Origin of the sequence: Pseudoalteromonas sp. NZS11_1 (assembly GCF_015864275.1) — a bacterium.
GTDB lineage: Bacteria > Pseudomonadota > Gammaproteobacteria > Enterobacterales > Alteromonadaceae > Pseudoalteromonas > Pseudoalteromonas arctica.
The window spans coordinates 220,462-239,384 of sequence record NZ_JADYXK010000001.1 but is presented as its reverse complement, the minus strand read 5'-3'; the positions used below and the strand labels follow the sequence as shown (position 1 = coordinate 239,384).

17 protein-coding genes are annotated in these 18,923 nt (G+C 39.6%); 12 read left to right on the top strand and 5 right to left on the bottom strand.

Going from position 1 to position 18,923, the window contains the following annotated elements; translation table 11 throughout:
* Positions 1-657, top strand: a complete 657-nt coding sequence (locus tag I6F44_RS00925) for an energy transducer TonB (RefSeq protein WP_121953665.1) — start codon at positions 1-3, stop codon at positions 655-657.
* A gap of 19 nt (positions 658-676) precedes the next feature.
* Positions 677-2,089, top strand: coding sequence for a tetratricopeptide repeat protein (locus tag I6F44_RS00920; RefSeq protein WP_121953724.1), 1,413 nt, complete (start codon positions 677-679; stop codon positions 2,087-2,089).
* A 244-nt stretch (positions 2,090-2,333) separates the two neighbouring features.
* On the opposite strand, the gene zapE is transcribed toward I6F44_RS00920, so the two are convergent.
* Positions 2,334-3,443 (bottom strand): cell division protein ZapE, encoded by a 1,110-nt coding sequence (zapE, locus tag I6F44_RS00915; RefSeq protein ID WP_197173141.1) that lies wholly within the window; start codon positions 3,441-3,443, stop codon positions 2,334-2,336.
* A gap of 59 nt (positions 3,444-3,502) precedes the next feature.
* On the opposite strand from zapE, the gene rsuA reads away from it, so the two are divergent.
* From rsuA to I6F44_RS00900, 3 genes are all read left to right on the top strand, one after another.
* A complete protein-coding gene (gene rsuA, locus I6F44_RS00910) occupies positions 3,503-4,201 on the top strand; it encodes a 16S rRNA pseudouridine(516) synthase RsuA (protein ID WP_121953663.1) in 699 nt (232 codons plus the stop codon).
* Positions 4,202-4,320: 119 nt separating this feature from the next.
* Complete coding sequence (gene rluA / locus I6F44_RS00905) at positions 4,321-4,974, top strand: bifunctional tRNA pseudouridine(32) synthase/23S rRNA pseudouridine(746) synthase RluA (protein ID WP_024589793.1); 654 nt, start codon at positions 4,321-4,323, stop codon at positions 4,972-4,974.
* A gap of 92 nt (positions 4,975-5,066) precedes the next feature.
* Complete coding sequence (locus I6F44_RS00900; RefSeq protein WP_197173140.1) at positions 5,067-6,017, top strand: DUF3530 family protein; 951 nt, start codon at positions 5,067-5,069, stop codon at positions 6,015-6,017.
* Here the strand turns inward: I6F44_RS00900 and djlA are convergent.
* The 3 genes from djlA to I6F44_RS00885 are packed head-to-tail and all read right to left on the bottom strand — an operon-like array spanning position 6,000 to position 8,552.
* A complete protein-coding gene (gene djlA, locus I6F44_RS00895) occupies positions 6,000-6,866 on the bottom strand; it encodes a co-chaperone DjlA (RefSeq protein WP_007585079.1) in 867 nt (288 codons plus the stop codon). The two genes, I6F44_RS00900 and djlA, sit on opposite strands and share 18 nt — an antisense overlap.
* 31 nt (positions 6,867-6,897) lie before the next feature.
* The gene (gene murU, locus I6F44_RS00890; protein ID WP_197173139.1) at positions 6,898-7,554 is read right to left on the bottom strand and encodes an N-acetylmuramate alpha-1-phosphate uridylyltransferase MurU; all 657 of its coding nucleotides are present in this window, start codon (positions 7,552-7,554) and stop codon (positions 6,898-6,900) included.
* Positions 7,551-8,552 (bottom strand): aminoglycoside phosphotransferase family protein, encoded by a 1,002-nt coding sequence (locus I6F44_RS00885; protein WP_197173138.1) that lies wholly within the window; start codon positions 8,550-8,552, stop codon positions 7,551-7,553. Before I6F44_RS00885 ends, murU begins: the two co-directional genes overlap by 4 nt.
* 111 nt (positions 8,553-8,663) lie before the next feature.
* Here I6F44_RS00885 and lptD point away from each other — a divergent pair, with 111 nt between their 5' ends.
* From lptD to I6F44_RS00850, 7 genes are all read left to right on the top strand, one after another.
* On the top strand, positions 8,664-10,916 hold the full coding sequence (gene lptD, locus I6F44_RS00880; protein WP_197173137.1) for an LPS assembly protein LptD: 2,253 nt from the start codon (positions 8,664-8,666) through the stop codon (positions 10,914-10,916).
* Positions 10,917-10,955: 39 nt separating this feature from the next.
* Positions 10,956-12,251 (top strand): peptidylprolyl isomerase SurA, encoded by a 1,296-nt coding sequence (gene surA, locus I6F44_RS00875; RefSeq protein ID WP_197173136.1) that lies wholly within the window; start codon positions 10,956-10,958, stop codon positions 12,249-12,251.
* Positions 12,252-12,253: 2 nt separating this feature from the next.
* Positions 12,254-13,246: a 4-hydroxythreonine-4-phosphate dehydrogenase PdxA gene (pdxA, locus tag I6F44_RS00870; protein WP_007585088.1), complete on the top strand. Its 993-nt coding sequence runs from the start codon at positions 12,254-12,256 to the stop codon at positions 13,244-13,246.
* Positions 13,243-14,049: a 16S rRNA (adenine(1518)-N(6)/adenine(1519)-N(6))-dimethyltransferase RsmA gene (rsmA, locus tag I6F44_RS00865; protein WP_007585090.1), complete on the top strand. Its 807-nt coding sequence runs from the start codon at positions 13,243-13,245 to the stop codon at positions 14,047-14,049. The genes pdxA and rsmA overlap by 4 nt, the downstream gene beginning before the upstream one ends.
* Positions 14,033-14,422 (top strand): Co2+/Mg2+ efflux protein ApaG, encoded by a 390-nt coding sequence (gene apaG / locus I6F44_RS00860; RefSeq protein ID WP_007585091.1) that lies wholly within the window; start codon positions 14,033-14,035, stop codon positions 14,420-14,422. The genes rsmA and apaG overlap by 17 nt, the downstream gene beginning before the upstream one ends.
* 8 nt (positions 14,423-14,430) lie before the next feature.
* Positions 14,431-15,249, top strand: a complete 819-nt coding sequence (locus tag I6F44_RS00855) for a symmetrical bis(5'-nucleosyl)-tetraphosphatase (protein ID WP_121953656.1) — start codon at positions 14,431-14,433, stop codon at positions 15,247-15,249.
* A gap of 136 nt (positions 15,250-15,385) precedes the next feature.
* On the top strand, positions 15,386-17,401 hold the full coding sequence (locus tag I6F44_RS00850) for a methyl-accepting chemotaxis protein (protein ID WP_121953655.1): 2,016 nt from the start codon (positions 15,386-15,388) through the stop codon (positions 17,399-17,401).
* 194 nt (positions 17,402-17,595) lie between these two features.
* On the opposite strand, the gene I6F44_RS00845 is transcribed toward I6F44_RS00850, so the two are convergent.
* On the bottom strand, positions 17,596-18,762 hold the full coding sequence (locus I6F44_RS00845) for a nucleotide sugar dehydrogenase (protein ID WP_121953654.1): 1,167 nt from the start codon (positions 18,760-18,762) through the stop codon (positions 17,596-17,598).
* Positions 18,763-18,923: the final 161 nt, after the last annotated feature.

Sequence of the window (18,923 nt, the reverse complement as noted above, 5' to 3'; positions counted from 1 at the left end):
ATGCACACGATTAACTCGCTTCAAAAAACAAAAAACAATCGCCATCCACTGTTTGCATTTGGCCTTAGCCTCATTGTACTTAGTGCTGCATTACTGCTTTTATGGCTTGGGCAACTTGCCGAACATCATATACAAGACAAAGTGGTTGTACGTGAGGTTGCCATGGTGGCACTGCCACCGCCCCCTCCTCCATCAATATCGCAACAGCAAACAAGTGAGCCAATGCAAAGCTTGGCGGTAGAAGGTGCAGGCGCGTCTATTCAAGCCGTAAAAATTAAGATCAACAGCAATTTAAGTATTGTAAAACCCGATACACCTAACGTAAAAGTAAGCGCGCCACAATGGCAATCAATGAGTGTAAATTGGGATGCATTTAGCCTAAGCGACCTTGATAGGCCGCCCGTACCACTCACACCTGTAAAAGCGGTAATACCAAAAAGTTTAACCCGCCAAGGTGTCGATGTATTTATTGTAAAGCTCGATGTTTTTATAGATGAAAACGGTAAAGTTACTTTAATCGAAGTATTACAAAACCCATACCCTGAAATTAAACCCGTTGTCGACAGCATCATAAAAAAAATCCGCTTTAGTGTACCAAAAAAAGAAGGTAAAGCGGTTCGTACTCGCTTCACTTTACCAATCGAATTTAAACCTTAAGCCTATTAAAATGAAAAACATGAACGTAATTAAAACGCTAAAACCATTAACTCGCGCAGTTATCACTACTTTAATGTACTCATTCCCTTTATTAGGTGTAACTAGCATGCATGCTAGCGCCATAAGTACGCCACTAAAAGTAACGTTATCGCCTAGCGATCCAACATGGCAATTAGCTATAAATAATAAATTACTGGGTCCTACAGAAGTTCTTATTGAACCGACCGAGCGCGGTTTTGCTCGCCAAGTGCAACCACTTTTACAAGCAGGTAATTACAGTGAAGTCGCTGCGCTATTTAAAGGCCGTGATATAAGCCAAGATAGCACTGCTTTAAACTTATTACGTGCACAAGTACTGCTTTCAACAAAAGACTTTAATAACGCTGAACTAGCTTACTTGGCGTGTTTAAAAGCTTCACCTGATTTAGTAAAAGCACACCAAGGTTTGAGCCTTTTATACATGCAACAAGCAAAGTATGATAAAGCGCAAACACACTTAGTTCATAGTATTGAGCTTGGCCAAGCTGACGCACAAAGTTATGCGCAACTTGCTTATATACACGTGCAGCACAGCCAGCCTTGGAGCGCAGTAGCGGCGTACCGCCAGGCGCTCATGCTAGCGCCAGAAACAAGCCAATATCAACAAGGGCTATTGTTTGCGTTAATTGAATCGGGTGATTTAAGCCAGGCAAATGCATTATTAAAAGAGTTACTCAATAAAACCCCTGATAAAGCTGAGCTTTGGTTGCAACGTGCACAAACAGCGTTACAACTTGATCAAAAAAAGCAAGCGCTTGCTGCTATTGAAGTGGCCTTAAAACTCAACCCTAAAGATACCAGCAACCAGCTTTTAGCAGCTCAGTTGCACTTAAGTGAAGGTAGCAGTGAACGCGCTGTTAGTTTATTAAAGCAAGGTTTAAAACACGCCACTAAACAGCAGCAAGTTGAGGTTATTAATACCACGGTGCAAACTTTAGGCTGGCTTGTATCTCAACAAAAATGGGATTTAGCTAAAGATCTAATAGGCAGCGCAAAAAGATTAACTAAGCAACTACCCCGTGATGAACAAGCCCAGTTTTCTGTATACAGCGCACAAATTGCTATGCAACAAGGTAATACTAAACGTGCTCTTAAAAGCTTAAATAACGCACTTAAAATAAACCCGAATTTAGGTGATGCCCTACTTAGTTTAGCGAGTATTTATCGTGATAAAAATCAGCTTACGCAAGCTAGATTAATGTATGTACGCGCACAGGCTCTGCCTGACTATCAACTATCTGCATGGCTTGGGTTATCGCAAATAGCGATTGATTCTAAAGACTACTCAAGCGCGCTAAAGCATCTTAGAAAAGCATTACAAGCAAACCCACAACGCCAGGATTTAATTACTAATATTCGCGCCCTTGAGAATATAGTGCGCCAAGAAGGGTAAGTTTAACACCGTGGTTAAACTTTCCTGTAGACACAGCTTGCTGGCGTGACAAGCAAAGCTCGTAATTTCTATGCTTTAATGTTTTCTCATTTACTCCTCTTTGTGCAATAAGATCTTAAGTGATTTATTCACAAAGAGGTTTAGAGGGTGCTTCGCTTTAGAGAAACCAATAAGTAATCAGTTATAAATATTAAAAGCTGCGCTTCTCACGTGAGCAAGCTCGTTTACAATATATATTAAAGCGTTACCAATTTTGCATTTCGACTATGCGTGATTGTGTGCGTGCATATTCAAAGCTCAACTTTTTACCTTTATACAAATGTTCAATGTCGGTTTGCGCATTTATTACCAGCAACTTATGGCAATCGTAAAACTCATCTACTAAGGCAATAAAGCGCCGTGCTTCGTCGTCAAAAGTATGCTCATCAAGCGTTTGTTTTTCGCGTTGGTAGCTATCTTCTATACCGTGAACAATAACTTTACCCGTTGCTTTAGCCCCCATTTGCGGCACGTTCGATACATATAACACATCAAATTGTGTTGCTAACAACATATAATCGTTAGCACTACGAGGGCCTGAGCATAACGCCATAAAATCAATCATCAAGGCGTTATCTGCTTTTAATAAATAAGGTAAATCGCGGCCATGCACAGTAATTGTATTGCTACATGTTACAACCGGATACGAAGCTAAAAACTCATTTTTAAAATCGTGATTTGATAAATTAATAAAATAGTGACGACTGTTTTTACCATATCTAAAGCGGTGATCATCCTCCCCTGCCACGTTAATTATATGGCAATGGTTATTAATTAAATCGATAGTAGGTAAAAATCGCGCCCGTTGCAGGCCGTTGTAATAAAGTTGCTCTGGCTTTGCGTTCGATGTGGCCACCAGCACAACACCTTGTTCAAACAATGCATTGAACAATCTGGACATAATCATGGCATCGCCAATGTCGCTCACAAAAAACTCGTCAAAACACAATACACGAATATTTTTAGCCCACTGTTTTGCAATTAGAATGAGTGGATTTTTTTGACCTTGTAGCTGCGAAAGTTGGGCATGCACTTGTGCTATAAAATGATGAAAATGCAGCCGCTGCTTTTGCTCAATAGGTAGGTTTTTATAAAATAAATCCATTAACATGGATTTACCACGCCCTACGGGTCCGTATAAATAAACACCTTTTATTAAAGTCGCTTTTTGCCACCATGATGTGTGAGCTTGAAGTTGCTCGCTTAGCGTATTTAAAGCTTCCACTGCATTTTTCTGCGCAGCATCAAAACACAGTTCACCTGTGTCTATTTTTGCTTGGTAAAGGCTTAAAATTTGTGTGCTGTGCACTGTCATGGTATTTCACTATCGGCTATAATCGCGCCCATTGTAGCCGACTAAAAATGTGAACCAAAATGAAATTCCCTTGCCGCTTAGATAAATTTATTAGCCACTTAGCTGAAATACCGCGTACCCAAGCTCGCGCGAGTATTAAGCGAAAAGAAGTAAGCGTTAATGGCGAAGTAATCACATCACATAATTTTCAGCTAGCCCAGCAAGATGAAGTACTGCACCAAGGTGCGCCTTTGGTATTTTTAGGTAAGCGCTATTACATGCTAAATAAACCTGTTGGCTATGTATGTGCTAACAGTGACGAGCTACATAAAACTGTTTTTGACTTACTTGATGAGCCAAATATGAGCGACTTTCATGTAGCAGGTCGTCTTGATATAGATACCACAGGGTTAGTTATTATTACTAATGATGGCGATTGGTCACATAAAATTACGTCGCCTAAAAGCAATAAATTTAAAACCTACCTAGTCGAAACCCAAGAGCCTATTACCGATGAAGCACTTGAGCAATTACGAACAGGTGTCATGCTGCATAACGAAAAAGATTTAACCCGCCCAGCTATAGCAGAGAGACTTGCTAATTACGGCCTGCGTTTATCAATAAGTGAAGGTAAATATCATCAAGTTAAGCGTATGCTTTACGCGGTAGATAACAAAGTAGTTGAGCTGCATCGCGAGCAAATTGCGGAAATTACCCTAGATGAAAACTTGGCTAGTGGTGAATATCGATTATTAACAGCGCAAGAAATTAAGCTATAAAAGTGCTTTAAAGGAGCTAAGGCTTGGATTACTAGTTAAAACAATATAGCCAAACTTTTACTTGAGCCTGTTGGCCTGCTCTACTAAAATAGCGACCTTCAAAATTACTAAGGTCGGCCGTGTTAGTTAATTACAATCCCCCTATGAGTCCGTATTTAACGATACTTTTTCAGGATGACGACTTACTGATAGTTAATAAACCAAGTGAGTTATTAACTGTCCCAGGTAAAGATCCTAAACATGCCGACAGCTTAATTAATCGTGTTAATCGTGTTTTTCCAACAGCGAGAATAGTGCACCGCTTAGATATGGCGACTTCTGGCATACTGTGCCTTGCCATGAATAAAGCAGCGCACAGACATTTAAGTATGCAGTTTCAAGAGCGCGAAACAGCTAAACGTTACATAGCACGTGTATACGGACAACTTGAAGCTGAAACAGGATCAGTAGATTTACCCCTTATTTGTGATTGGCCTAATCGCCCAAAACAAATGGTTGATCACGACAGAGGTAAACCTTCGCTTACGCATTTCAAAATACTTGAGCGTGAAGAAAATGCAACCCGTGTAGAGCTAACTCCCATCACTGGTCGCTCGCATCAACTACGTGTGCATATGTTAAGCCTTGGTCATCCTATTTTAGGTGATAGACTTTACGCCCACAAAGAGGCACTTGCTGCCGCTCCTCGCTTACAATTACATGCACAAATGCTGCAATTAAAGCACCCCGTAACTGAGCAAGTACTTACTTTTGAAGCCGAATTAGAGTTTTAACAGGTTCAAATTCACTAGCTAATTCGCTCTATCTATTAAACTTTTAGATAACCTTGCCGATACCTAACTAATTGTCATTAGTTAGGTGCGTTATGCTATTTCCACGGTTTTTAAAAAGGGCTTTTTATATACAGCTCAGCTGTGCCCTACTTTTAGCTAACCCCATCAGCGCGGCTGAACATATTGCCCCACCTAATCTATCAAGCATTGAAAATAGCGACATTGAGCGACTACTTCCAAGCGATGAAATAAAGCCTATATTGGCGGGTGAAACAGAATTTTTAAGCCTTTACAGCGAGTATATGAGTAGTAATTTTAGAGGTATAGTAATACTTATACCCGACTGGCATTCTTCACCTACCAATAATTCAGGTATGAGCTACTTGCGCAAAGAGCTTAATAATTTAGGTTACAGCACCTACGCAATGACAGTACCCGACATTGGTTGGCAAGCAAGTAAAATGGCCGAAGCAATGCCCAGCGAAACCGAAGCTGCTCCTAGTAAAGCCGAGGAACTTGCATCACCCGACACAGCAAAAAACGCCCAATCGCAGCCTGCAAAAATAAAAGAAGAACCTCATTACGTTAATGCAATTGAAAAAGTAACTGACGACATACTTGATAACTATAAAATAAATCTCATTTCTCGATTTAATGCGCTGTATCAAACCGCTATGGAAGATTCGAGTAATATAGTAGTTATAGCACAAGGCACGAGTGCAGGTGTGTTATTGGAGTACTATGCAGATTTTCCGGACGAGAGAGTTGAGGCATTTATCAGTTTAAGTAGTTACTTACCTAATACAAAGCGTAACGAAAGCTTGAGCCAAACAGCATCACTTGTTACACCCGCCTTACTTGATATTTACTATGCAAATGACAGCACAGACATTTTAATGAGCCTTAAAAATCGTCAGCGCTGGGTTGACCGAAATGCAAAATTTGATTACCGCCAACGCCAGTTGTTTGGCCTGCGCGATCAACCCGATCAACACGCACGCCTAACAAAAGAAATAGACGGCTTTTTACGCCGACTTTTTTAAATACTCATAAGCAGCTTGAATATCTTGGCTCTTTTTAACAGCCAGTTCCATCATGTGTTTTGGTAAACCTTGCGATACTAATTTATCTGGATGATGTTGCGACATAAGTTTACGGTACGCTACTTTTATATCACGCTGCGTTGCATCGCTACTTAAGCCTAATAACGCCAATGCTTGCGCACGGTTCATATTATTATTTGGCGGTACATGGTGGCCAGAACCCTCACGGTAACTACTACTTTGACCTTGGTTTTGTTGCTGCTGATTAAAGCGCTGTTGTTGCTTTCTAAAGTTAAACTCTGCTTGGTAGCGCTTTAATACAAATGCAAAGTGTGTTTTAGAAATGCCTAGCTGTTTACTTACTTCTGCTAATAATTGCTTTTCTTGTTCGGCTAGCACTCCATCAGAAAACGCCATTTGAATTTGTATTTCTAAAAATAACTGTATTAGATCGTTTCGTTTAGCAAAGCGTTCTTTAAAATCGTGTACTGTTTCTTTAAGTGAAAAGTCGCTCTCTTTACCTGACTGAAATGCATGTTGTGCTTCGCGGCGTTCTTCGCCCTTTAAGCCCATTTCATCCATAAACAAGTTAGCCGCTTTTATATGTACTTCGCTGACTCGGCCGTTCGACTTGGCAATGTGCCCCATGACAGCAAAGCAGCTTGAAAAGAATAAAGCTTGGCGCTCGTGAACATCGTCACCACTAAATAAGCTAGAAAAGCCGCCTGCTTTATCAAAGTTATTTTTTAAGCTTTTATCAAATAAATGACCTAGGTATAAACCTAAAATGGCACCAAATATTTTGCCAAACATAAAGCCAAAACAAAAACCGAGAATTTTTCCCCACATCTATAATACTGCCTTCTTAAAAATTGAGTTGTTACGCCTCAAGGCGCGTGTTTAATTGGTTTAAACGCTCTGGTGTACCAATGTCATCCCACTGCCCTATATAGAGCTCAGTAGAGACTAAATGTTCATTTAGCTTTTCACGTAAAATAGGCCCTAAAGGGCGAATACCTTGCGTTAATCCTTTAAAAAAATCAGCCTGATAGCGGCCAATCCCCGAAAATGTATATTTTTGACTCTCGGCCGATAAATGGCTCAATGCAAAGTCGCCATCTGGATTGTGTGGCGGGTTTTCTATAAGCACTATGTGCGCCTCACCGGGTTGTAAATGAAGTTGCATTAGCGCACTTACATCATAATCGGTGTATACATCGCCATTTACTACAATGAACGAGTCACCCAACAGCGGTAACGCTTCAATAATACCGCCGGCCGTTTCAAGGCCACCTTCAACTTCTTGGCTATAAAGTATATTTACGCCAAATTGACTGCCATCTTTAAAATAGTCTTTTATTTTATCACCCTGCCACGCAAGGTTTATTACAATATCGGTAATGCCGGCCGCTTTAAGGTTATTTATATGGTGCTCAATAAGTGGTTTTTGTGCCACTTTTAACATTGGCTTTGGCATATTTTGCGTAAGCGGCATCATACGCTGTCCGCGCCCTGCAGCTAAAATCATCGCTTTCATGAGCGCTCCTTTGCCAACTTTTCAGTCACTTTTGGCACTATGGTATTTTTTGTCCACTCACTCAATGCTTTAAGCTCTGGGTAATTTGCCGCTACTTCAATAATGTAATCAAGAGTCGGTAGAATATTATCTAAATAACCTGTTTTACCATCGCGTAAATACAATCGACAAAATATACCCGCAGCTTTTAAGTGGCGCTGTAATCCAGTTAAATCAAACCAATATTTAAACTCATCAAATGAAGTGTTAGCCAGTAAATTTTGAGCCGTAAATTCTTGATAAGCAAAATCAAGCAAGCTTGTTAACTCTTTTTGAGGCAGTTTAAAATAGCAATCGCGTAGTAGCGATACTAAATCGTAGCAAAGCGGCCCGCGTACAGCATCTTGATAATCTATAATTGCCCACTGGCCGTTACTGTTCATAATATTACGGCTATGGTAATCGCGATGAACGGTAACAGTGGGCTGCTCAAGCATGGCCTTTATTAATAGCGCTGAACTTGTTTGCCACATTACGTTTTGCTCTGCGCTTAGTGGCTCATTAATAAAGTCATTCACTAACCACTGGCTAAATATATCAAGTTCTAGTGTTATAAAATCTTCGTTATACGCTTGCATAGCAGAAGCTGCCGGCGTTTTAGCCCATTGAGCACTTAAACTAATTAGCGCTTGATAGTGCTCGATGCGGTTTGCATCATCAAGCATATCGGCTAGGTGCGTACTCCCTAAATCACTAAGAACAAAAAAGCCTTGTTTCTCATCACTTGCAATAATAGTAGGAAGTAAAAAACCTTGCTCAACAAACACCTGATTTAGCGAAATGTAAGGTTCGTTATTTACTTTTTTTGGATCTGAGTCCATCACTATTAAATGCTTATTATCGTGATTTAAACGGTAATAACGGCGAAAGCTAGCATCACCTGTGATCGCGTTTAAAGTATGCGACTTGGCATTAAGGTGTATGTTTATAAATTGTTGTAAATTCTCAAAGCGTGTCATTTTATAAGATATCTATTTTTCACTAAGTTAATTAGGTCAATTACTGTAATTGCCATTATTTTCCTTTATTATGTGTATATTATATTAAACACACAGTATTAAGGTCGATAAATGAGCAAAACCTGGGGCATATTGATGCTAAGCGTAGTTAGCGCACCATCGCTTGCCGAAACTGAACTGGCACACAACCTTTGTGGCATTTCAATGCAAACCAGAGCTTGGCAACCACTTGAAGGCCTTAACCTTGGTGAAGTTGATATTCAAGCTGATGATGTTGAGCTACTTGGCACTCAAAGCGCTGAATTTACCGGCAATGTTGATATTAACACCCTTAAGATGAGTTTGTCCGCACAAACTGCGTTGATAGACAAACAGCGTGGTTTATTAAATGCAACGGGGCCAATTACTTATCAAGATTACGTAAGTAAAGTAAACAGCACCGGATTAAATGCCGATTTAAATAATTCAGAAGTCAGTTTGTTAGGCGCCGACTACAGCCTAACCGAACAACAAGGTAAAGGCGGCGCTGAAAAGCTCACTGTTAATCAGTCTGGCCTATTACTCATGAATGCAAGCTTTACTACTTGCCCTAGTGACACCCCAGTGTGGGAAATTGAAGCTGACGAAATAAACCTTTCACGCGAAGAAGGCTGGGGCGAAACATATAACGCCGTATTACGCATTCTCGATACACCGGTTTTATATCTACCTTATTTTACATTCCCACTGGATGAGCGCCGTAAATCAGGTTTGCTTACCCCGACTATTTCAAGCTCTGACAAATACGGCCTTGAAACAATTACGCCGTACTATTTAAATATTGCACCTAATTTTGATGCCACTATTACGCCTCGTTATATGTCTAATAAAGGGCTGCAATTACAAACAGAGTTTAGATACCTAACAGAGCAACATGAAGGCTTAGTAGGAATTGAATACTTAGATAGTGATGATTCTGAGCCAGACTTGAATGAACGCTACATGTTTCATTGGCAACAGCAAAGTTATTTAGGTGAAAACTGGCGCGCAAACGTTGATGTAACCAATGTAAGCGATGATAACTACATCACCGATTTAAGCTCAAATTACGCCAGTAAAACCGATACACAGCTTTATCGTACTGGTTCACTTACTCATTTAGGTGAAACATGGCGCACCGATATTAAAGTACAAAACTTTGAAGTACTGGGCGATCACTTAGAGTCATACACTGCTATACCGCAAGTTAATTTTACGCAAACTGCCCCTTGGCGTTTTGATAATTTTGACTTTAGTGTGTCTGGGGAGATTAGCCATTTTACTAATGACTCATCAGAAGTGGCCATAGACAGCGCAACTCGTGTACACGTAGAGCCAAAAGCCCGCTACAACTACGCAACGCATGCGTGGTCATTTTTATCTGAAGTGAGCTTGTTACAAACTAATTATAAGCAAAGCGGAAACTTAACAGGCACGCAATACAGCGATACCGTATCGCGTACTATTCCTAAAGTACGTTTGTATTCTCAGCTTAATTTTGAGCGTGACGCATCTTACTTTTTTGAAGATGCTATACAAACACTAGAGCCGCAAATTCAATATTTATATACACCTAATAAAGACCAGTCAGACATTGGCTTGTTTGATACAACTAAGCTACAAGACGATTATTATGGTTTATTTAGAGACGTGCGCTTTTCAGGTGTTGACCGCATAGCAGCAGCGAATCAGTTTACTTTAGGTGCTACAACGCGCCTATTTGATAGAAAACAGGAAGAAGTATTTAATTTTAGTGCCGGCCAAATATTTTATTTAAGTGACGATGCCAAGCCAACAGAGCAAGGCTTGAACTCAGACACTAATTATAATGCACTATTTGCAGCTCAAACCATGTTACATTGGCACCGCCGTTGGTACCTCGCTGGAGGTATTCAATACGATACAGATGGCAAGCAAATGGTACAGTCAAATGTAACACTTGATTATAAAGGTGATAATAATCAGCTAGTACAATTGAACCATCGCTATGCAAATGATGTCTCAGGAAATACAATCGAGCAAGCAGGTGTATTTACAAGTATTCCTATTAGCGACGAATGGCAATTTATTGCAAGCTATCATCGAGATCTTGAAAACAACAGAAGTATCGAAGTATTGAGCGGATTACAGTATGAATCATGCTGTTGGGCTATCCAAATTACTGGGCACCGCCAAATTGAAACAGATTTAAATCAATCAATAGGCCAAGAACAAGCAACTTTTGATTCAGGTATTAGTTTGAATTTTGTATTAAAAGGACTTGGCAGTAAAAGCCGTTATGATGCACAAAAATTATTACAACAAGGTATTTTTGGCTATCGTAGACCGTATTTTCTTAGTAACTAGTATCACAACAGTACTATCAGCAAGAGTAGTAAAAAGAATATGAATTTAAAAAAATTATTAACATCAGCAGTTTTAAGTGCCAGCCTTTGTCAAAGTGCAATGGCCGCACCAGTAGAAATAGATAAAGTTATTGGCGTTGTAAACCAAGGCGTAATTTTAAAAAGCGAAGTAGACACCATTATTAATCGTGTTAAAAAGCAAGCCGAAGAACAAAACCAGCAATTACCAAAAGATGAAACTCTTCGTGTACAAGCTGTTGAGCGTTTAGTTAATCAAGCCCTTATGATACAAATGGCTGAACGTATGGGATTACAAATCTCAGACAGCCAACTCGATCAAACTCTTGCTGGCATGGCACAAGAGCAAGGCGGCACAATTGCAGATTTACGCCGTACTATTGAAGATTCGGGCGAAAGCTTTCAAGTTTACCGTGAAGAAATTCGTAAAGAAATTACAACGCAACAAGTAACACGTGCAAATGTCGATCGCCGTATTTATATTAGCGAACAAGAAGTTGATAACCTTTTAAAAATTATGGAAACCCAAGGTCAAAGTGCTGAAGAGTACGACATTGGTCATATTTTAATAGATATCCCTAACGATGCGAACGCTGACGAAATTGCTGGCGCAAAAACACGCGCAGATAAAGTTATTGAGTTATTAAACGATGGCCAAGAATTTAAGCGTATTGCTATTTCATCATCAAGCGGCTCTAAAGCACTTGAAGGTGGACAGCTTGGTTACATGGGTATTAACGAAATGCCATCGCTTTTTGCTGAAGCAGTAAAAAGCCAAAAGAAAGGCGCTATTGTTGGCCCTCTTCGCTCTGGTGCTGGTTTTCATATCATTAAAGTACAAGATGTTCGTGGCCTACAAGTTGTAGAAACAACTGAAGTGCGTTCACGTCATATACTAATTAAACCTTCAATTATTTTAAGTGAAGAAAAAGCACGCTCTATGCTTGCTGGCTTTGCAAAAGACTTACGCGCAGGAACGGCCGACTTTGGAAAGTTAGCTAAAGAGTACTCAGAAGATCCTGGTTCTGCACTTAAAGGTGGCGAGTACGATTGGACAGATCCAACTACCTACGTACCTGCGTTTAAAGATACATTGCTTTCTCTTAAGCAAGACGAAATAAGCGAACCGTTTAGAACACAGTTTGGTTGGCATATTGTGCAGTTACTTGGTAAACGTGTAGCTGATAAAACTGAGCTAGCCAAACGTAACCGTGCTCACGGTATGTTGTTTAACCGTAAATTTAAGGAAGAAAGTTTTAACTGGCAGCAAGAAATGCGCGAGCAAGCTCACGTTGAAATTTTCCCTATAGACCAATAAATATGACCTTAAGAATTGCTATTACACCGGGTGAACCCGCTGGTATTGGCCCAGATTTGCTACTCACGCTTGCTCAGCAAGCGTGGGATGTTCAACTTATAGCGATTGCCGATGGCAAACTATTAAAAGAGCGTGCAAAACATTTAGGCTTAACAATAAACTTAATTAAATTTGATGATAATGCCCCCGCCATCGCAGCACCTGCTGGCAGCTTGTATATTCATCAGGTTGATTTAGGGGTTGATGTAGAACTAGGCGTACTAAACGACGGTAACGGACAATACGTGTTAGATACCTTGCGTATAGCAAGCGAAAAAAACATGGATGGCACCTTCGATGCAGTCGTTACGGGCCCGGTTCACAAAGGTATAATTAACAAAGCAGGTATTTCGTTTAGTGGGCACACTGAGTATTTTGCGCAGCAATCAAATACTGCTGATGTAGTTATGATGCTTGCAACAGAGGGCTTACGCGTTGCACTTGTAACCACGCATATTCCACTAGCGTATGTATCGCGTGCCATTACACCTGAGCGTTTAACTAAAGTAGCGGGTATTTTAAATCACGACTTACAAACTAAGTTTGGTATAGAAAAACCACGTATTTTAGTGTGTGGCTTAAACCCGCATGCAGGTGAAGATGGCCATTTAGGTCGTGAAGAAATAGAAACAATCACGCCAACGCTTGAGATACTTAGAAGCGAAGGTATGAATTTAATTGGCCCACTACCGGCCGATACCTTATTTCAAGATAAATACCTATCTGAAGCAGATGCAGTGCTTGCTATGTATCACGATCAGGGATTACCTGTGCTAAAATACAAGGGATTTGGTAAATCGGTAAATATTACCCTTGGCTTACCATTTATCCGCACTTCAGTTGACCACGGTACTGCACTCGATTTAGCAGGGACTGGTACAGCTGACGTTGGCAGTTTTGAATTAGCGATCCGCGAAGCAATTAAGCTCGCCCAAGAAAAAGCACAAAATCAATGACCGATAAAGTACATTTAGGACACCGCGCTCGTAAGCGTTTTGGGCAAAACTTTTTATTTGATGAATCTATCATCGATAAAATAGTCTCTGCGATCGATCCTAAACCAGAAGACAACCTAGTAGAAATTGGCCCCGGCCTTGGCGCAATTACTGAGCCAGTAGCTGAATTAAGCGGTCATTTAACGGTTGTTGAATTAGATAAAGATTTAGCGCAACGATTAATTGAACACCCATTTTTGGGTCCTAAATTAACCGTTAACCAAGGCGATGCAATGACGTTTGACTTTGCAAGCTTGGTTCGCGATGACAAAAAATTAAAAGTGTTTGGTAATCTACCTTACAACATTTCGACACCGTTATTGTTTCATCTTTTTGAATTTTCAGATCATATTGAGCACATGCACTTTATGCTTCAAAAAGAAGTAGTAAAACGCATGGTAGCTGGCCCAGGTAGTAAAACATTTGGCCGCTTAAGCGTAATGACTCAATACTACTGTAATGCAATGCCGGTTGTTGAAGTACCACCTGAGTGCTTTAAACCAGCGCCAAAAGTTGACTCTGCTGTTATACGTTTAATACCTAAGAAGCCAGAGCAACGTACAGCAAAAAGCGTTAAAATATTAAACACAGTGTGTTTAGAAGCCTTTAATCAACGCCGTAAAACACTGCGTAACAGTTTAGGTAATTTACTAACTGCAGAAGAGCTTACTAGCATTGGCATTGATATAACGCTGCGTGCTGAGCGCTTATCTTTACAACAATTTATTGATATAGCTAATTGGATTTATGACAACAAGCAGTAATATTGGATCGCCTGTAAAGGTGTCTGTAGAAACATTTTACGTAGAAGGTCAATCTCAACCTGAGCTTGAAAAATACGTATTTGCTTACTCAGTAACGATTAAAAACCATAGTTTATGTAGTGCAAAATTACTGAGCCGCTATTGGTTAATTACCGATGCAAATGGCAAAGAAGTAGTAGTAGAAGGTGAAGGCGTTGTTGGCGAAATGCCAGACATTGGCCCAGGCGAAAGCTATAAATACACCAGCGGTGCAATTTTAGATACACCTGTAGGCACAATGCAAGGCCATTACACGTTACGCAACGAATTTGGCTCTGAGTTTCAGGCGCCTATTAATGTGTTTCGTTTGGCTTGTCCTAACATTTTGCATTAAGCATTTAGATGGCAGATTATGCGATAGGTGATTTACAAGGGTGTTTTAGTGAATTTAACACCCTTTTGCAACGAGTTGATTTTAACCCAAGCAAAGATCACCTTTATTTAGTTGGCGACATAGTTGCCCGCGGGCCAGACTCCCTAGCCTGCTTAGACTACATTTACCAACATCAAAATAGCATGACCATCACTTTAGGCAATCACGACCTTCACATGGTTGCCTGCTACTTTCTTAACAAACCTACCAATCCAAAAGATAAACTAAACCCAATATTTGAAAGCCCAAAATTAGCGCGTTACATCGCCTTTTTACAAACCCAACCATTGGCCTTAGAGCTTATAAAACATAACTGCTTTATTTCTCATGCCGGATTAAACCCCGATTGGTCTATTGAAGATGCGCTAAAACACGCACAATTTGCACAAAGCTGTTATCAATCAAACAATGCTAAAGCGTTTTTTGAACACATGTATCAGCCTCATCCTATTGAGTGGTCAAGCAATCTTGATGACTTTGCAAAATTTAGATACATAGTTAACTATTTTACCCGCATGCGCTTTTTAACAAGTGATAACACACTCGAGCTTAATGAAAAGGGTGCAATAACCGATAGCCAAACACTAATCCCTTGGTTTAACCATCCGAATATAGCTAAAACGAAACACGATATTATTTTTGGCCACTGGGCAGCACTTGAAGGTAGGACAGGTAATCCACGAGTTCACGCCTTAGATACAGGCTGTGTGTGGGGTAACACCATGACCCTAATGGAGCTAAGTACTAAAAAAGTAATTGTAGAAAAATCCTACCTTTCGTCTAAATAAACTGAAAAAAAACAATACATCTGTTAGATTTATCAATTAATAGTTAAAATTAGTTAAAGTAATTGATTTTAATTACTTAACTTATTGGTACAAACGCCGATAAGTCTTAATTGAAGTACTTTTGAGTGGAAATCTTATGAACCTGACAGTAAGCCAGCGTATTTGGGGTGGTTTTATATTTATCACACTATTATTATTAATAATTGGTGGTAATTCCTTAATAAAAATTGCAAATATTGACCGTTCCACTCAAAAAGTGAATCAACTATCACTTCCAGCACTCAATAAAAGCTCAGAACTACAAGCCGAATTTATTTTAATGAGTAAAGCCGCTCAAGCGAGCTTTTACACTACATCAGCCAATGAACTTGCACCAATAAAAGCACATGTTCTTGAGCAAAAACAGTTATTCAATACCCTTCATCGTGAACTTCAAGACGTAGTAAAAGACGATGTTGCACTTAATCAAAGCAGCCAAAATGTAGAAAAAACCTATTTGAGCTTTTTAAGTACGGTTGAAAATTTATTAGAAGATAAAAGCAAACAACTCGCATTAAACAAAACATTAAAAGCACAATTAGAAAATATAGAGCTAAGTGCAGAAGATGCTAACTCTGTTGTACTCGATATTATCGACATTGACGGGTTTGAACAAAACCACCCTCGTGCTTATCAAGCTGCAAACAATTTAGAAAACAACTTTATGTCGGTAGTTAATAATAGTACTGACATGCTCACTGTTAAAACCCTTAATACACTCGATATAGTGAAAAATGAGCAAACTTATTACCTTGAAGAGGTTACACGTACCGTTGATTTAATTAAGCCAGCAATAGAGCAAACTCATAGCGACTTATATTCAAGTCTAAAAGAGTATGTTGATATTTTAGAAAGCAATATCAAGGGGAGTAATGGCTTAGCTGCAAACAAAAAGCGTTTAATTGATTCGATTACCCTAACAGAATCAGAGCTTGCCCAATCAGAGCAAGCCACTAAAATGGCACTTAACCAAATTGATGAGTTAGTTAATCAAGCAAGTGACGTTGCGTTCAAATTACAGCAAGGCGTGCGCAGCGACGTAGACTCTGCAAATTTATGGACGTGGGTTGGTATGATTATAGCCACCCTTTTAGCTGTAGCTATTGCTATTATTACTGTTAGTCGTATTACTAAACCACTTGCTGAAGTTAACCGAATTTTAGATATTGTTGCCAGTGGTGACATGACACAACGCTTAGACGACAGCGCTAAAGACGAATTTGGCGAACTATCTAAAAGTTGTAACACCTTAATTGATAACTTACGCAGCCTAATTAAAGGCATTATTTCACGCTCAACTCAGCTAGCTGCAGCATCAGAGCAAACATCTGCCATTACCGCAGAATCAAGCCAAGCAATTCGTAACCAGCAAGCACAAGTTGAACAAGCAGCCACTGCAACGACCGAAATGAGCAGTACATCACAAACGGTTAGCAACAGCGCTCAACAAGCACTTAACGAAATTAAAAATGCTGATAAAGAAGCTGAGCGTGTTAAAGGTATTTCGAATAACAATAAAGCCACGATTGAACAGTTAGCACGTGAAGTAGACGACGCCTCACAAGTAATCAATAAACTACATCAAGATAGCGCATCAATAGGCAGCATTTTAGATGTAATACGCGGCATAGCTGACCAAACCAACCTACTTGCACTAAATGCCGCAATTGAAGCTGCACGCGCTGGTGAATATGGTCGAGGCTTTGCTGTTGTAGCAGACGAAGTACGCTCTCTAGCGAGTAAAACTCAAGAGTCGACCCAAGAGATACAATCAATGATTGAATCGCTTCAAACAGGTGCAGAAGCTGCAGTAACTGCTATGAGTAAAGGTAAGCAACGTGCGGTATCGTGTGTTGAGCAAACCGACCTAGCAAGTAGCGCACTTGATTCAATTACATTTGCGGTTTCGCAAGCTCACGATGTAAGTGAAGAGATTTCGACCGCAGCACTTGAGCAACAACAAGTAGCGCAAGAAATTAGCGAACGTCTTGAGTCGATTGTAGCCATCGCAGAGCAAACAGCCGAAGGCGCAAACCAAACTAATATCTCAAGCTCAGAAGTAGCAAAACTTGCCGAAGAGCTTCGCTTGTCGGTAGACGAATTTAAAGTTTAGGTTTAATAGAATACAAAAAACCCTATGATACGGTGTATCATAGGGTTTTATTTATATATTAGAAATAACAATTACTAGCGTACAAAGTAAAACGGCTTTAGTGACTGAGAAGCAACTTATCTAAAGCATAAACTTCCCATAATCATTTTTAATCTTAATTAAAAAAGCCTCTAACAGCTTTCTCTTTTATTCGACTAATCACTACCAAACAAATCACGTGTATACACTTTATCAGCAATATCACTCAGCTCTTCAACCATACGGTTTGATACAACAACGTCAGATATTTCTTTGAACTCGTTGAGATCTTTAATTACGCGTGAATGATAAAACTCACTTTCTTCAAGTACAGGTTCGTAAACCACAACCTCAATACCTTTCGCTTTAATACGCTTCATAATACCTTGAATCGCTGATGCCCTAAAGTTATCAGATCCAGTTTTCATCACTAAACGGTACACACCAACCACTTTTGGATTGCGCTTAATTATTGAATTTGCAATAAAATCTTTACGTGTCGTATTTGCATCAACTATCGCACCAATAATATTATTGGGTACATTTGCATAGTTTGCGAGTAATTGCTTAGTATCTTTAGGTAAACAGTAGCCTCCATAGCCAAACGATGGATTATTGTAATGATTGCCTATGCGTGGATCTAAACTAACACCTTGTATAACTTGCTTGCTGTTTAAGCCATGTGATTCTGCGTAACTATCTAACTCGTTGAAGTAGGCGACTCGCATTGCAAGGTAAGTATTAGAGAACAACTTAATAGCTTCCGCTTCAGTTGAATCGGTAAATAATACTTCAATATCTTTTTTGATAGCACCTTGCTTGAGTAAGTTAGCAAATATAGCTGCTCGCTCACTTTGCTCACCAACGACAATTCGCGACGGATATAAGTTATCGTGGAGTGCTTTACCTTCACGTAAAAACTCTGGTGAAAAAATTAAATTATCTATGCCTAGCTGCTCTTTAATGCTTTGTGTAAAACCAACTGGAATAGTTGATTTAATTATCATTACGGCCATTGGGCTATGCGAGATAGCATCTTTAATAACAGCTTCTACAGAGTCTGTATTAAAGTAGTTATTTTCTACATCATAATCAGTAGGTGTTGCAATAATTATAAAATCAGCATTTTTATAAGCAGCTATTTTATCCGTTGTTGCAGTGAAATTTAAATCACTGCGTGTTAAAAATTCACTTATTTCGGTATCAACAATCGGGGACTGTTTATTATTTAAAAGCGCAATTTTATGCTCGTCAATATCAAGCGCTACAACTTCATTATTTTGTGCAAGCAACATTGCATTAGAAAGACCAACATATCCGGTGCCGACAATAGTGATTTTCATATCATTCCTTTTAAAACTCGGTACTTATCTGGCTAATTTTAACAGAGCCTCACGCGAAAGCGAAGACGTGCTAATGATTTATTATAGAGTGTCGTAACACGATTTATGGATTGTATAGTGCAACAAAGTGAGGAGATTAAGCCTTAAAAGTGGAATTATAT

Excerpts from the sequence above, each read along its gene's own strand:
- I6F44_RS00925 (WP_121953665.1), top strand. The coding sequence starts at position 1 with ATGCACACGATTAACTCGCTTCAAAAAACAAAAAACAATCGCCATCCA.
- I6F44_RS00920 (WP_121953724.1), top strand. The coding sequence starts at position 677 with ATGAACGTAATTAAAACGCTAAAACCATTAACTCGCGCAGTTATCACT.
- zapE (WP_197173141.1), bottom strand. The coding sequence starts at position 3,443 with ATGACAGTGCACAGCACACAAATTTTAAGCCTTTACCAAGCAAAAATA.
- rsuA (WP_121953663.1), top strand. The coding sequence starts at position 3,503 with ATGAAATTCCCTTGCCGCTTAGATAAATTTATTAGCCACTTAGCTGAA.
- I6F44_RS00900 (WP_197173140.1), top strand. The coding sequence starts at position 5,067 with ATGCTATTTCCACGGTTTTTAAAAAGGGCTTTTTATATACAGCTCAGC.
- djlA (WP_007585079.1), bottom strand. The coding sequence starts at position 6,866 with ATGTGGGGAAAAATTCTCGGTTTTTGTTTTGGCTTTATGTTTGGCAAA.
- murU (WP_197173139.1), bottom strand. The coding sequence starts at position 7,554 with ATGAAAGCGATGATTTTAGCTGCAGGGCGCGGACAGCGTATGATGCCG.
- I6F44_RS00885 (WP_197173138.1), bottom strand. The coding sequence starts at position 8,552 with ATGACACGCTTTGAGAATTTACAACAATTTATAAACATACACCTTAAT.
- lptD (WP_197173137.1), top strand. The coding sequence starts at position 8,664 with ATGAGCAAAACCTGGGGCATATTGATGCTAAGCGTAGTTAGCGCACCA.
- surA (WP_197173136.1), top strand. The coding sequence starts at position 10,956 with ATGAATTTAAAAAAATTATTAACATCAGCAGTTTTAAGTGCCAGCCTT.
- pdxA (WP_007585088.1), top strand. The coding sequence starts at position 12,254 with ATGACCTTAAGAATTGCTATTACACCGGGTGAACCCGCTGGTATTGGC.
- rsmA (WP_007585090.1), top strand. The coding sequence starts at position 13,243 with ATGACCGATAAAGTACATTTAGGACACCGCGCTCGTAAGCGTTTTGGG.
- apaG (WP_007585091.1), top strand. The coding sequence starts at position 14,033 with ATGACAACAAGCAGTAATATTGGATCGCCTGTAAAGGTGTCTGTAGAA.
- I6F44_RS00855 (WP_121953656.1), top strand. The coding sequence starts at position 14,431 with ATGGCAGATTATGCGATAGGTGATTTACAAGGGTGTTTTAGTGAATTT.
- I6F44_RS00850 (WP_121953655.1), top strand. The coding sequence starts at position 15,386 with ATGAACCTGACAGTAAGCCAGCGTATTTGGGGTGGTTTTATATTTATC.
- I6F44_RS00845 (WP_121953654.1), bottom strand. The coding sequence starts at position 18,762 with ATGAAAATCACTATTGTCGGCACCGGATATGTTGGTCTTTCTAATGCA.